The sequence below is a fragment of the Citrobacter sp. Cpo037 genome (assembly GCF_030332945.1).
GTDB classification, from domain to species: domain Bacteria; phylum Pseudomonadota; class Gammaproteobacteria; order Enterobacterales; family Enterobacteriaceae; genus Citrobacter; species Citrobacter portucalensis.
The window spans coordinates 31,154-46,075 of the sequence record NZ_JAOWGW010000052.1 but is presented as its reverse complement, the minus strand read 5'-3'; the positions used below and the strand labels follow the sequence as shown (position 1 = coordinate 46,075).

10 protein-coding genes and 1 pseudogene are annotated in these 14,922 nt (G+C 49.8%); 6 read left to right on the top strand and 5 right to left on the bottom strand.

The features are described from left to right. Entirely contained in the window at positions 1-864 is an 864-nt protein-coding gene (locus tag OGX94_RS08880) for a dimethyl sulfoxide reductase anchor subunit family protein (RefSeq protein ID WP_003831906.1), read from the top strand. 110 nt (positions 865-974) lie between these two features. Here the strand turns inward: OGX94_RS08880 and ycaC are convergent, their stop codons facing one another. Beyond that, entirely contained in the window at positions 975-1,601 is a 627-nt protein-coding gene (gene ycaC / locus OGX94_RS08875) for an isochorismate family cysteine hydrolase YcaC (RefSeq protein WP_257661536.1), read from the bottom strand. A 385-nt stretch (positions 1,602-1,986) separates the two neighbouring features. Between ycaC and OGX94_RS08870 the strand changes: the two genes are divergently transcribed. Continuing rightward, the gene (locus OGX94_RS08870; protein WP_003831907.1) at positions 1,987-3,135 is read left to right on the top strand and encodes an MFS transporter; all 1,149 of its coding nucleotides are present in this window, start codon (positions 1,987-1,989) and stop codon (positions 3,133-3,135) included. A gap of 213 nt (positions 3,136-3,348) precedes the next feature. After that, positions 3,349-4,770: pseudogene (locus OGX94_RS08865) on the top strand (amino acid permease). A 118-nt stretch (positions 4,771-4,888) separates the two neighbouring features. Here the strand turns inward: OGX94_RS08865 and pflA are convergent. The 4 genes from pflA to ycaO form a co-directional block, all read right to left on the bottom strand. After that, entirely contained in the window at positions 4,889-5,629 is a 741-nt protein-coding gene (pflA, locus tag OGX94_RS08860) for a pyruvate formate lyase 1-activating protein (RefSeq protein WP_003035751.1), read from the bottom strand. 310 nt (positions 5,630-5,939) lie between these two features. After that, positions 5,940-8,222, bottom strand: coding sequence for a formate C-acetyltransferase (gene pflB / locus OGX94_RS08855; protein ID WP_003035753.1), 2,283 nt, complete (start codon positions 8,220-8,222; stop codon positions 5,940-5,942). Between the two features lie 59 nt (positions 8,223-8,281). Then, the gene (gene focA / locus OGX94_RS08850; protein ID WP_003831909.1) at positions 8,282-9,139 is read right to left on the bottom strand and encodes a formate transporter FocA; all 858 of its coding nucleotides are present in this window, start codon (positions 9,137-9,139) and stop codon (positions 8,282-8,284) included. A gap of 404 nt (positions 9,140-9,543) precedes the next feature. Then, positions 9,544-11,304 carry a 30S ribosomal protein S12 methylthiotransferase accessory factor YcaO gene (ycaO, locus tag OGX94_RS08845; RefSeq protein ID WP_020996515.1) on the bottom strand — a complete coding sequence of 587 codons (1,761 nt, stop codon included), beginning with the start codon at positions 11,302-11,304 and terminating at the stop codon, positions 9,544-9,546. A 136-nt stretch (positions 11,305-11,440) separates the two neighbouring features. On the opposite strand from ycaO, the gene OGX94_RS08840 reads away from it, so the two are divergent. The 3 genes from OGX94_RS08840 (at position 11,441) to aroA (ending at position 14,787) form a co-directional block, all read left to right on the top strand. Next, positions 11,441-12,133, top strand: coding sequence for a DUF421 domain-containing protein (locus OGX94_RS08840; protein ID WP_257661537.1), 693 nt, complete (start codon positions 11,441-11,443; stop codon positions 12,131-12,133). Positions 12,134-12,345: 212 nt separating this feature from the next. Continuing rightward, the gene (gene serC / locus OGX94_RS08835) at positions 12,346-13,434 is read left to right on the top strand and encodes a 3-phosphoserine/phosphohydroxythreonine transaminase (RefSeq protein WP_257661538.1); all 1,089 of its coding nucleotides are present in this window, start codon (positions 12,346-12,348) and stop codon (positions 13,432-13,434) included. A gap of 69 nt (positions 13,435-13,503) precedes the next feature. Continuing rightward, on the top strand, positions 13,504-14,787 hold the full coding sequence (gene aroA, locus OGX94_RS08830; RefSeq protein ID WP_286569060.1) for a 3-phosphoshikimate 1-carboxyvinyltransferase: 1,284 nt from the start codon (positions 13,504-13,506) through the stop codon (positions 14,785-14,787). Positions 14,788-14,922 lie beyond the last annotated feature (135 nt).

The following is a 14,922-nucleotide window of genomic DNA, read 5'->3' as shown; positions in this document are numbered from 1 at the left end:
ATGGGAAGTGGATGGCATGAATGGCCGCTGATGATCTTCACGGTCTTCGGGCAGTGTGTGGTTGGCGGTTTTATCGTTCTGGCGCTGGCGTTGATGAAAGGGGGCTTACGCCCAGAATCGCAGCAACGCGTAATTACCTGCATGTTTGGGCTGTGGGTATTAATGGGCATTGGATTTATTGCTTCCATGCTCCATTTGGGCTCACCGATGCGCGCCTTTAACTCACTCAATCGCGTTGGGTCATCTGCGTTGAGTAACGAAATTGCCAGCGGCTCACTCTTCTTTGCCGTTGGCGGTATCGGCTGGCTGCTGGCTATGTTGAAGAAAATGTCGCCCGCATTACGCAATCTGTGGTTAGTTGTCACCATGGTGCTGGGTGTGGTTTTTGTCTGGATGATGGTGCGCGTGTATAACACCATCGATACCGTACCGACCTGGTACAGCGTCTGGACACCGCTGGGCTTCTTCCTGACGATGTTTATGGGCGGTCCGCTGCTGGGATATCTGTTACTGAGAATTGCTGGCGTGGATGGTTGGGCGATGCGTCTGCTGCCGGCTATATCAGTGCTTGCTCTGGTCGTGAGCGCCATCATGTCGGTAATGCAGGGGACTGAACTGGCGACAATCCACAGTTCGATTCAACAGGCCTCTGCGCTGGTTCCGGATTACGGTTCGCTGATGGCGTGGCGGATTGTGGCACTGGCCTTAGCGCTATGCTGCTGGATAGTACCGCAAGTGAAGGGTTACCAGCCTGCCGTTCCGTTGCTTTCTGTCGCGTTTATTCTGCTGTTAGTCGGTGAGCTGATTGGTCGTGGCGTGTTCTACGGGCTGCATATGACCGTCGGTATGGCGGTGGCGAGTTAATCCATAATGTGCCGGATGGCGGCTCGTGCTTTATCAAGCCTACAATATCCGTAGGCCTTAAAGCTGCGCGCTATCCGGCTACATGTCAGGCCAGGGTTTTGCCCCAGTCTTTACTTCTGCTTAGTTAACGTGTCATAGCTGGTCATCAGATTGCGATAATCCGGAATGTGATTAGAGAACAACGTCGCCAGACCTTCGATATCGTTGCGCCAGTCGCGGTGCAGTTCGCATGCTACTCCGAACCATGTCATCAATTGAGCGCCTGCTTGAGACATCCGATCCCATGCTGAATTGCGGGTAATTTCATTAAACGTGCCTGAAGCATCGGTGACAACAAAGACGTCAAAACCTTCTTCAATAGCCGAGAGCGCTGGGAAAGCGACGCAAACTTCCGTCACGACACCAGCGATAATCAGCTGCTTTTTGCCGGTCGCTTTTACTGCTTTCACGAAATCTTCGTTATCCCATGCGTTAATGTTTCCTGGGCGAGCAATGTAGGGCGCATCGGGAAATTGAGCTTTCAGTTCCGGTACCAGCGGTCCGTTTGGTCCTGTCTCAAAACTGGTTGTCAGAATGGTTGGGAGGTTGAAGTATTTTGCTAAGTCACCGAGCGCAAGCACGTTGTTTTTAAATTTATCGGGATCGATATCCCGAACCAGAGAGAGCAGGCCAGCCTGATGGTCGACCAGCAGTACTGCCGCATTGTCTTTATCAAGTCTTACGTAAGGTTTAGTCATGGTATTTCTCCTGTTCAGTATCAGTGGGGGAAATTTGATGAGTTTAAGTCTACGAAAAGAACGATATTTGGATTAGATAGATAAATAGGAACTCACTGTTCTATTTTGAAGACAATGCAGCTCAGCATCCCGCATAGAGTTTAGTAAGAAATAAAAGTAAGGGGAGTCCATGAAATTTTTCGACTGAACGTAACGCGAGATTTTTGTTTTAGATCAATAAAAACAAGCAGATGTGTTTTTGTGTTTTTTATCTATTCACATTAAGAATCAGTAATGCAAATCGATCGACCAGAAAGCGCCTCAGCCCTCTGATTCCGCCGATTGACAATGTTTTTAGCAGTGGCATGATGCGCATGAAATTTGAACTTCCTCACGGTTTTTATTCATGTCCACGTATACCCGTCCCGTCATGCTATTGCTGTGCGGGCTACTTCTGTTGACCCTGGCGATCGCCGTGTTAAACACGCTCGTCCCGCTTTGGCTCGCCCATGAAAATCTGCCCACCTGGCAGGTAGGCGTGGTGAGCTCGTCTTACTTTACCGGTAATCTGGTAGGGACGTTGCTGACAGGTTATTTAATAAAACACCTTGGTTTTAATCGCAGCTATTACATCGCCTCGCTTATTTTCGCCGCGGGCTGTGTCGGGCTGGGGATTATGGTGGGATTCTGGAGCTGGATGACATGGCGTTTTATCGCCGGTGTTGGCTGCGCCATGATCTGGGTGGTCGTGGAAAGCGCGCTGATGTGCAGCGGGACGTCCCGTAATCGTGGACGGTTACTTGCCGCCTATATGATGATCTATTATGTGGGAACGTTTTTAGGCCAACTGCTGGTTAGTAAAGTATCAACAGAATTGATGAACGTCCTGCCGTGGGTGACGGGTACTATCCTGGCGGGTGTTTTGCCACTGCTCTTTACGCGCATTGCTAATCAGCAGGGCGATGAACAGCAGTCTACGCCTATTGTCTCCATGCTGAGGTTGCGTCAGGCGCGCTTGGGCGTTAATGGCTGCATTATTTCCGGGATCGTGCTGGGGTCTTTGTATGGCCTGATGCCGCTGTATCTCAACCATCAGGGGGTGAGCAACGCCAGCATTGGTTTCTGGATGGCGGTCCTGGTAAGTGCCGGTATTCTGGGTCAATGGCCGATTGGCCGTCTGGCGGACAAGCTGGGACGTCTGCTGGTTTTACGCGTCCAGGTCTTCGTGGTGATCGTCGGGAGTATCGCCATGCTGAACCAGGCGGCGATGGCGCCCGCGTTGTTTATGTTGGGTGCGGCAGGCTTTACCCTCTACCCGGTCGCGATGGCCTGGGCCTGTGAAAAGGTGGAACATCATCAGCTGGTCGCCATGAATCAGGCATTGTTATTGAGCTATACCGTGGGCAGCCTGCTGGGACCTTCATTTACTGCGATGCTGATGCAGAATTATTCAGATAGCCTGCTGTTTATCATGATCGCCAGCGTATCGTTTATTTATTTACTGATGCTGTTGCGTAAGACGGGCCATACGCCTAATTCTATTGCGCACATTTGACCTGATTTAACAGAATATGAACAGGTTCCCATACATACTGTTTATGTATGCTTTATGGGAACCTGCATTATTTAATTGCACATGTCTGTCCTGAAAATAAAGTGTGCAGAAGGTTATAGTTTTACATCCTGCCGTTTCCGCTCGCTCATTTTACCGCGCATAATCCCACGCCTCATATATTGATAATCAAAAAGCTTCCACAAAGGATTGCGTATGGCTGGTGTGCAGGAAAAACAATTGCGATGGTACAACATTGCATTGATGTCATTTATTACCGTCTGGGGTTTTGGTAACGTCGTCAACAACTATGCTAATCAGGGATTGGTTGTTGTCTCCTCCTGGATATTTATTTTCGCGCTCTATTTTATTCCTTATGCGTTGATCGTCGGGCAGCTTGGCTCAACCTTTAAAGAGGGTAAAGGCGGCGTCAGTACCTGGATTAAACATACCATGGGGCCAGGGTTGGCCTATCTTGCTGCCTGGACCTATTGGGTTGTGCATATACCTTATCTGGCGCAAAAACCGCAGGCTATTCTGATTGCGCTGGGATGGGCGCTGAAGGGCGATGGTTCGTTGATTAAAGAGTACACCGTCGTGGCGTTGCAGGGACTGACGCTGGCGCTGTTTGTCTTTTTCATGTGGGTTGCGTCCCGTGGCATGAAGTCACTGAAAATTGTTGGGTCAGTTGCTGGCATCGCGATGTTTGTGATGTCCATTTTGTATGTCGTGATGGCGGTAACCGCGCCTGCAATTACGGATGTGCAAATAGCGACAACCAATATCACCTAGGAATCGTTTATCCCGCACATCGATTTTACCTACATTACTACGATCTCCATGCTGGTCTTTGCCGTGGGCGGTGCGGAGAAAATTTCGCCATACGTTAATCAGACACGTAATCCGGGCAAAGAATTTCCAAAAGGGATGCTCGTTCTGGCTGTTATGGTAGCGGTATGCGCGATTCTCGGGTCGCTGGCTATGGGAATGATGTTTGACTCCCGGCATATTCCAGATGACCTGATGACGAATGGTCAATATTACGCCTTCCAGAAATTGGGTGAGTATTATGGTATGGGTAATTCGCTGATGGTTATTTACGCGATTGCCAATACGCTGGGACAGATTGCGGCATTGGTATTTTCTATTGATGCACCGCTTAAAGTTCTTCTGGGTGATGCTGATCGTAAATATATTCCCGAGAGTCTGTGTAAAACCAACGCTTCCGGTACGCCGGTCAATGGTTATATTCTGACGCTGGTGCTGGTAGCGATTCTGATTATGTTGCCAACACTGGGAATTGGCGACATGAACAACCTGTATAAATGGCTATTGAATCTTAACTCTGTCGTGATGCCATTGCGTTATTTATGGGTATTTGTGGCGTTCATTGCCGTTATTCGCCTGGCGCAAAAATATAAATCGGAATATGTCTTTATTCGCAACCGCTCGCTTGCGATGACCGTGGGGATCTGGTGCTTTGCCTTTACCGCATTTGCCTGTCTGACCGGGATCTTCCCGAAAATGGAAGCCTTTACCCCTGAGTGGACATTCCAGCTCACGCTGAATATCGTGACGCCATTTGTGCTGGTTGGACTGGGATTGATTTTCCCGCTACTGGCGAGAAGAGGGCGCTAAAGACGAGGGCAGGAGATAGCGTCGCTTTCTCCTGTTAACCGCGCCTTCGACTCAAATATTGTCGCTTAGATAGCAAAACGGCTGCCGTTCAGGGCAGCCGTTTGGTGGTGGCTAAAACTCAATACATCACTTTATGTCCATATTGCTCGAGAATGCCCTTCACGCGCTCCATGGTCTCTTTCTTCGGTGGTTTGACGCCATCCAGTTTGTACTCTTCGCCCATTGCCACCCATTTGTGTTTGCCCAGCTCGTGGTAAGGCAGCAGCTCGATTTTTTCAACGTTACCCATATCGCGGGTAAATTCGCCGAGGCGGTGTGCGGAGTCATCGTCATCAGACCAGCCAGGTACGACAACATAGCGGATCCACACTTTAATGTCTTTGTTTGACAGGTAACGCGCGAACTCCAGCGTGCGATGGTTAGATACGCCGACCAGATTCTGATGGATTTCATCGTTCATCTGTTTGAGATCGAGCATGACCAGGTCGGTGACTTCCAGCAACTCATCGATCACCGGATCGTAGCGGCGAACAAAACCGTTGGTATCCAGACAGGTATGAATACCTTCTTTTTTACAAGCGCGGAACCAGTCACGTACGAATTCAGCTTGCAGGATAGCTTCGCCGCCAGACGCCGTCACGCCGCCGCCGGATGCGTTCATAAAGTGGCGATAGGTCACCACCTCTTTCATTAATTCGTCGACGGTGACTTCTTTACCGCCGTGTGTATCCCACGTGTCACGGTTATGGCAATACAGGCAGCGCATCAGGCAGCCCTGAAAGAAGGTAATAAAGCGGATGCCCGGGCCATCAACAGTGCCACAGGATTCAAAGGAGTGAATGCGACCAATAACTGACATTGCGGTGTTTCTCCAGGTGTGGCCCATCCGGGGCCAGTGTTAGTGCACAGTTATTAACTGTGTCGAGTCTGTTTTGGCTGCTATCCATACTTTTCGTCTTTCAAGCTGCATCTTTGTTAGCTTCCTTCGCTCACCCCAGTCACCTACTTCTGTACGCTCCAGGGGATTCACTCCGTTGCCGCCTCAATGCACCTCGAAATCCATCGAGTATATAAGTATAGATAGCTGACAAAGCAGGCTATTAAAAAGGCCCCACTTACGTGGAGCCTTTATTGTACGCTTTTTAAAGTACGATTTCAGTCAAAACCAATTACATGGTCTGAGTGAAGGTACGAGTAATAACGTCCTGCTGCTGTTCTTTAGTCAGGGAGTTAAAACGTACTGCGTAGCCAGAAACACGGATGGTCAGCTGCGGATATTTTTCCGGATGTTCCATCGCATCCAGCAGCATTTCGCGGTTCATGACGTTCACGTTCAGGTGCTGACCACCTTCGATGGACGCTTCGTGATGGAAGTAACCATCCATCAGACCAGCCAGGTTGGTCTTACGAACTTCGTCGTCTTTACCCAGAGCGTTCGGAACGATAGAGAAGGTGTAAGAAATACCATCTTTAGCGTAAGCAAACGGCAGTTTAGCAACGGAGGTCAGAGAGGCAACAGCACCTTTCTGGTCACGACCGTGCATTGGGTTAGCACCCGGTCCGAACGGCGCGCCAGCACGACGACCATCTGGGGTATTACCAGTTTTCTTACCATAAACCACGTTAGAGGTGATGGTCAGAACAGACTGAGTCGGGATAGCGTTACGATAAGTAGTCAGTTTCTGAATTTTCTTCATGAAACGTTCTACCAGGTCAACCGCCATGTCATCAACGCGAGAGTCGTTGTTACCAAACTGCGGGTATTCGCCTTCGATTTCGAAGTCGATAGCCAGACCGTCTTCGTCACGAATCGGTTTAACTTTCGCATATTTGATTGCAGACAGGGAGTCAGCAGCAACGGACAGACCAGCGATACCACACGCCATGGTGCGGATAACGTCACGGTCGTGCAGCGCCATCAGAGATGCTTCGTAGCTGTACTTGTCGTGCATGTAGTGGATAACGTTCAGCGCGGTGACGTACTGTTTAGCCAGCCAATCCATGAAGTGATCCATGCGGTCCATAACTTCGTCGAAGTTCAGAACGTCGCCTTTGATCGGTTCAGATTTAGGACCAACCTGCATTTTCAGTTTTTCATCAACGCCACCGTTGATTGCGTACAGCATGGTTTTCGCCAGGTTTGCACGCGCACCGAAGAACTGCATTTGTTTACCAACAACCATCGGGCTTACGCAGCAAGCGATAGCGTAGTCGTCGTTGTTGAAGTCAGGACGCATCAGGTCATCGTTCTCGTACTGCAGAGAAGAGGTGTCGATGGACACTTTAGCGGCGAATTTCTTGAAGTTCAGAGGCAGTTTTTCAGACCACAGAACAGTGATGTTCGGCTCCGGAGAAGGACCCATGGTGTACAGGGTGTTCAGGAAGCGGAAGCTGTTTTTGGTAACCAGAGTACGGCCATCAACGCCCATACCACCGATTGATTCAGTTGCCCAAATCGGGTCACCGGAGAACAGTTCATCATATTCAGGAGTACGCAGGAAGCGAACCATACGCAGTTTCATGACCAGGTGGTCGATCATTTCCTGTGCGTCTTGCTCGGTGATTTTGCCTGCTTTCAGGTCACGTTCGATGTAAGCATCCAGGAAGGTGGATACGCGACCGAAGGACATTGCTGCACCGTTCTGAGATTTAACTGCGGCCAGGTAGCCGAAGTAAGTCCACTGGATAGCTTCCTGAGCGTTGGTAGCCGGACCAGAGATATCGCAGCCATATTTAGCAGCCATTTCTTTGATCTGACCCAGAGCGCGGTGCTGTTCAGCGATTTCTTCACGCAGACGGATAGTTGCTTCCAGGTTTACGCCGTTTTCCAGATCGGACTGCAGAGAGACGAACTGAGCGTATTTGTCTTTCATGAGGTAGTCGATACCGTACAGCGCAACGCGACGGTAGTCACCGATGATACGGCCACGGCCATACGCATCTGGCAGACCAGTCAGAACACCGGATTTACGGCAGTTCAGAATGTCTTTGGTGTAAACATCGAATACGCCCTGGTTGTGGGTTTTGCGGTATTCGGTGAAGATTTTTTTCAGCATCGGGTCCAGTTCGCGATTGTACGCTTTGCAGGAACCTTCAACCATTTTGATGCCGCCAAACGGAATGATCGCACGTTTCAGCGGAGCTTCAGTCTGCAGACCAACAATCTTCTCGAGCGCTTTGTTGATGTAGCCAGCGTCGTGAGAAGTGATGGTCGAAGCAACGGAGGTGTCAAAGTCAACAGGCGCGTGAGTGCGGTTTTCCTGTTTAACGCCTTCCATCACGCTGTCCCACAGTGCAGTGGTCGCATCAGTTGCGCCAGCCAGGAAGGACTCGTCACCCTCATACGGAGTGTAGTTTTTCTGAATGAAGTCACGTACGTTTACTTCATTCTGCCAATCACCTTTGGTAAAACCTTCCCAGGCTGTGGCTAACTTTTCATTAAGCTCGGACATGTAACACCTACCTTCTTAAGTGGATTTTTTATTTACTGCGTGTAATGGGCATCAACAGATTAATGATGATCGTTACCACGCAGATAAATGACCCAGTATGTCAACCCGACCAACAAACCGCCGCCGATAATGTTACCGATCGTAACCGGAATCAGGTTATCGGTGATGAAATTCATCACGGTCAGGTGAGAAAAATTCTCCGGAGAAGACCCAACTGCGGTCCAGAATTCCGGGGTGGCGAAATCGCGTATTACAATACCCATAGGGATCATAAACATGTTTGCGATACTGTGCTCAAAACCGCTGGCAACAAACATTGCGACCGGTAATACCATGATAAACGCTTTGTCCATCAGGCTGCGGCCCGAGTAGCTCATCCATACGGCCAGACACACCATCAGGTTAGCCAGGATACCAAGGCTCACTGCCTCAACAAAAGTATGGTGCACTTTGTGGTCGGCTGTTTGCAGAACGTTGAGCCCCCATGCGCCGTTGGCGGTCATATACTCGCCAGAAAGCCACATGAGTAACACAAAGATCAGGGCGCCAATCAGGTTGCCGACATAAACGTTAAGCCAGTTTTTCGCTAACTGACCCCAGGTAATACGACCACTGGCTTTAGCAACGACGATCAGTACGGTTGAAGTGAAGAGGTCTGCACCGCAGACAACACAAAGGATCAGCCCCAGGGAAAAGCAGATACCACCTACTAATTTCGCCATGCCGAAAGGCATAGTACCAGTGCCGGTTGTGGCGGTGATATAGAAAACAAAGGCAATTGAAATGAATACACCGGCAGTAATTGCCAGATAGAACGTCTTAAGCGGATGTTTCGTTGCTTTATAGACGCCTGCTTCTTCGGCAACTTTGGCCATTGCAGCAGGTAGAATAAGATCAAAAGGGTTGTCAGCTTTCACACTAACTCTCTCTTTATTAAGTCGGCGACGAGATACTAACAAAGCATTATAGATGAGAATTTGATATAGATCATATCTCGCCTGGCTTATAGGCCCGTAAGACGCATGGTTTTTATGCGATTACGGTGTAACATGTTGATTATCCATATAAAAATAAATTTTAAAAATTATAAAGTGAGTTGAATTTTTTCTTTCAGCCTCCTATGGGACGGTTAATTAAAATGGAGTAATTGAGATAAAAAACCACATTAATAAGCTAATTTTTTTAATATCAACTACTAATATTTAACCTTGCCTTTACATTTATTTTTTGGTTTGACCAAAATAAAAAACGGGGCGCTTTAAGCGCCCCGTAATATAGCTCAGACAATACATTTAGCCTACTCGAGGCAAGTTGTTTGTCACTATTTTGACCAGTGTGCCGCTTTCGCGCGTTGCAATTTCTCATAGGCTTTCAGCAGAGACTGATGTGCCGGGAATGCGTGCAGATCGCTGTCTACTGGCTGAAGTCCATAAAACGGCGCTTCACCACTCAGTGCCGCACTTGCCGCTTCAACCGCCTCAGCGCCGTACATGCGGACGAATGCGTTCAGATACTGAAGCGGCTGACGGTCTTCTTCCTGAGACAGCAGCAACAATGTTTGCAGGCAGCGATAGTAGTTTGCACGTTCCGCGCTAAAGACGGAGGCGTTAAATTCCATCGTCCATTCGGTCCACACCAGGGCTTGCTCCAGATCGCCACCGGCCAGCGCCAGCATCACTTTAAGCTCGCCAATACGCAGGGTGTACCAACCGTTATCCGCACCGGTCGCCAGACCGAGCAGCTCGCGCACGCGGGTGAAGTCGTCAAAACCTTCTTCATCCAACTGTTCAATCAGATTGAGGTAGTCTTCTTTATCCCACTCACTGCCTGGCAGCGAGAGAATGGTGTCACGCAGATGGGTGCCCATAGCGTTGTTGGCTAACCACAGATCTTCTGCCGGATAGATGTCAGACATTCCCGGAACAATAATGCGGCACGCGTAAACGCCCAGGTGCTCATAGTCAGCGATATACACTTCTTTATCTTCAGCATTGAAGATGGCCATCAGGGTGGCGAACTCTTCTTCCGTGGTGCCGGAGAAATTCCAGTCAACGAACGGATAGTCGGCATCCTGCTTGAACAGATCCCAGGAGATCAGACCGCTGGAATCGATGAAGTGAGTTTCAAGGTTGGTATGTTCTGCCACTTCCTCATCGTCGAAGGTCGGTGGGGTGAAGACATCAAGATCCTTCAGACCACGGCCCTGCAGGAGTTCAGTCACGGTACGCTCCAGCGCAACGCCGAAATCCGGGTGTGCGCCGAAGGAGGCAAAGCAGGTACCGTTGGCCGGGTTGAACAGGACAACGCAAATCACCGGATACTTGCCGCCCAGCGAGCCATCGTAGGCAAAAATTGGGAAACCTTCCGCTTCCAGTGTGGCGATGGACTCCACCACTGCCGGATAGCGCGCCATCACCTCGGCCGGGATTTCCGGCAGGCTGATGCTTTCGGCGATAATACGGTTCTTCACATGGCGCTCAAAGACTTCAGACAGGCCCTGAACGCGAGCTTCGTTAGGTGTGTTACCCGCAGACATGCCGTTAGAAACATACAGATTGCCGATAATATTCATCGGAATGTAGACGGTCTGGTTATCAGATTGGCGGGTAAACGGCAGGCCGCAGACGCCACGTTCTTCATTACCAGACTGTAGATCGATAAGCATGCTGCCGGTCAGTTCGTTATCTGGATCGTAAAACGCACGCAGACGCGCATCCAGTAAACCTTCTGGAACATCGTCTTCTTCAGTCAGCGGGAACCATTTTTCGTTCGGGTAATGTACGAACGGGCCATTGGCGATAGTTTCGCCCAGCCAGAAATCCGCAAAGAAGTAGTTAGTCGACAGACGCTCAAAGTATTCGCCCAGCGCAGAAGCCAGCGCCGCTTTTTTTGTCGCGCCTTTACCGTTGGTGAAGCACAGCGCGCATTCTTTGTCGCGAATATGTACAGACCAGACGTTAGGGACGGGATTCAACCACGAAGCTTCTTCAATTTGAAAACCGAGGTCGAGCAATTTTTGCTGGAAGCGAGCGATGGAGTCTTCCAGAGCGGCATCTTTGCCGGGGATAAATGTTTGCGTCATGAAAATCACTTTTGTCGTACGGAAAGCGCGCAATGATACGGGTTTTCAATGAACGGCGCTATCGTCGCCGGAGCCCATGCGTAAATAAAAGCATTGGCTATGCTTTCTTACAGCCAATCACGTTTAGAGCATATTAATGGAAGCTTTCGATTTACACCGTATGGCGCTTGATAAGGTGCCCATGGATTTTCTGGGGGAAGTTGCGCTACGCAGCCTTTACACCTTTATATTGGTTTTTCTGTTTTTAAAAATCACCGGACGTCGTGGCGTACGCCAGATGTCGCTTTTTGAAGTCCTTATCATCCTTACGCTGGGTTCCGCTGCGGGAGACGTGGCGTTTTATGACGATGTTCCGATGCTGCCGGTGCTGGTGGTCTTTATTACTCTTGCTGTGCTGTATCGGCTGGTAATGTGGCTAATGGCACATAGTGAAAAAATGGAGGACCTGCTGGAGGGCAAACCCGTCGTGATCATTGAAGACGGCGAGCTGGCATGGTCAAAGCTCAATAGCGCCAATATGACGGAATTTGAATTTTTTATGGAACTGCGTTTGAACGGCGTGGAGCAATTGGGACAAGTGAAACTGGCTATTCTGGAGACGAATGGGCAAATCAGCGTCTACTTCTTTGCTGATGAAGACGTAAAGCCGGGGCTCAGTATTCTGCCTAAACGTTGTACGCAACGATTTAAAGTAATACCTGAAGCAGGGGACTATGCCTGCATACGTTGTAGCGAAGTGGTGCAAATGAGCGCCGGAGATCATCAATTATGTCCGCGCTGTGCAAATCCAGAATGGTCGAAGGCCAGTCGGGCAAAACGGGTTACCTGACAGCAAAAATCTCGGTTTTTACCCGTCAATCCGATAGATTCTGTTGTGTGACCGATGACACATTTTTACCCTTGCCAGTTTTACCCATTGCGGCGCGTGTCACTGAATGATAAAACCGATATCCACAGGAATAACTTATACCAATGTCTGTCACCGGATTATCGTCAATGACAGGATGTTGATTGGACAACAACACAACGTGGTGAGGGGAAATGGCTCAGGTCTTCAATTTTAGTTCAGGTCCGGCAATGTTACCGGCAGAAGTACTTAAACTGGCTCAACAGGATCTTTGTGACTGGAACGGTCTTGGCACGTCAGTGATGGAAATTAGCCACCGTGGCAAAGAGTTCATCCAGATCGCAGAGGAAGCGGAGCAGGATTTTCGCGATCTTCTCAGCATCCCCTCCAACTATAAAGTGTTGTTCTGCCATGGTGGTGGTCGTGGGCAATTCGCGGGTATACCGTTAAATATTCTGGGCGATAAAACCACCGCGGATTACGTCGATGCCGGTTATTGGGCCGCCAGCGCAATTAAAGAAGCGAAAAAATACTGCACGCCAAACGTTATTGATGCCAAAGTCACCGTGGACGGCCTGCGTGCTGTTAAGCCGATGAGTGAATGGCAACTTTCTGATAACGCGGCATACCTGCACTATTGCCCGAACGAAACCATTGATGGCATTGCGATCGATGAAACGCCGAATTTTGCCAGCAACGTTGTGGTCACGGCGGATCTGTCCTCTACCATTCTTTCCGCACCGCTTGACGTTAGCCGTTATGGCGTAATTTATGCTGGGGCACAGAAAAATATCGGCCCGGCCGGCCTGACGATTGTCATCGTCCGTGAAGATTTGCTGGGTAAAGCTCATGTCTCATGCCCGTCAATCCTCGACTATACCGTGCTGAATGACAACGATTCCATGTTCAATACGCCGCCAACCTTTGCCTGGTATCTGTCTGGCCTGGTCTTTAAATGGCTGAAAAAGCAGGGCGGTGTTAATGCGATGGATAAAATTAACCAGCAAAAAGCGGAATTGCTCTACGGCGTAATCGATAACAGCGATTTCTACCGTAACGATGTGGCGAAATCCAACCGTTCACGCATGAACGTACCGTTCCAGCTGGCTGACAACGCATTGGATAAACTGTTCCTGGAAGAGTCTTTTGCTGCGGGCCTGCACGCGCTGAAAGGGCATCGTGTAGTCGGCGGTATGCGTGCGTCCATCTACAATGCCATGCCGCTTGAAGGTGTTAAAGCACTGACCGATTTCATGGTCGATTTCGAACGCCGCCGCGGCTAATCTGCTGTACTTTTCATCCCCACAGCTCGTCTGTGGGGTTTTTATGTCTGTTTTTGAGAGTCGAGTTTCATGGAATCCCTGACGTTACAACCCATTGCGCGGGTGGATGGCACCATCAATCTGCCTGGATCCAAAAGTGTTTCTAACCGCGCTTTGCTGCTGGCTGCATTAGCCAATGGCACCACTGTCCTGACCAATCTGCTGGACAGCGATGATGTTCGCCATATGCTCAATGCTCTGAATGCGTTAGGGATTAGCTATACCCTTTCTGCCGATCGTACCCGCTGCGAGATAGTTGGCAATGGCGGTGTGTTGCACGCAGAAGGTGCAGTTGAGCTGTTCCTTGGTAACGCCGGAACCGCAATGCGCCCGCTGGCCGCAGCGTTATGTCTGGGCAGCAATGACATCGTGCTGACGGGCGAACCGCGCATGAAAGAGCGCCCGATTGGCCATCTGGTTGATGCGCTGCGCCAGGGCGGAGCCAAAATTGACTATCTGGAGCAGGAAAAATATCCACCTTTACGTCTGCGCGGTGGCTTTACCGGAGGCCAGGTTGAGGTAGACGGTAGCGTTTCCAGCCAGTTCCTCACTGCGTTGCTGATGACTGCGCCGCTGGCGCCGCAGGATACGACGATCGCAATTAAAGGTGACCTGGTATCCAAACCTTACATTGATATCACACTGAACCTGATGAAAACGTTTGGTGTTGAAATTGAAAATCAAAACTACCAGCGCTTTGTCGTGAAGGGGCAGCAGCAGTATCAGTCACCGGGTGCATACCTGGTTGAAGGTGATGCTTCTTCCGCTTCCTATTTCCTTGCGGCGGGTGCTATTAAAGGCGGTACGGTAAAAGTTACCGGGATTGGCCGCAACAGCATGCAGGGTGATATTCGTTTTGCCGATGTACTGGAGAAAATGGGTGCAACCATTACATGGGGAGACGATTTTATTGCCTGTACTCACGGCGAGTTGAACGCAGTGGATATGGATATGAACCATATTCCTGATGCGGCGATGACCATTGCAACGGCGGCGCTGTTCGCTAAAGGCACCACGACATTACGTAATATCTACAACTGGCGCGTCAAAGAGACCGATCGTCTGTTCGCGATGGCGACGGAGTTACGCAAAGTGGGCGCGGAAGTGGAAGAGGGGCATGACTTTATCCGCATCACCCCGCCTGCAACATTGCAATTTGCGGACATCGCGACCTACAACGATCACCGCATGGCGATGTGTTTCTCGCTGGTGGCGCTGTCTGACACGCCGGTGACCATTCTTGACCCAAAATGTACCGCCAAAACCTTCCCGGATTATTTCGAACAGCTGGCTCGTATTAGTACATCTGCCTGATTTTATTGCCGCACTTTCGGGTGCGGCACATTCTGACATCTCCGATTGCCTATTTATTCTACACTCAGCTTCAATGATTCTGCATTTTTCACACAAAGATAACGATCGTTGGCGTTGGCGCGTATAATGCGCGGC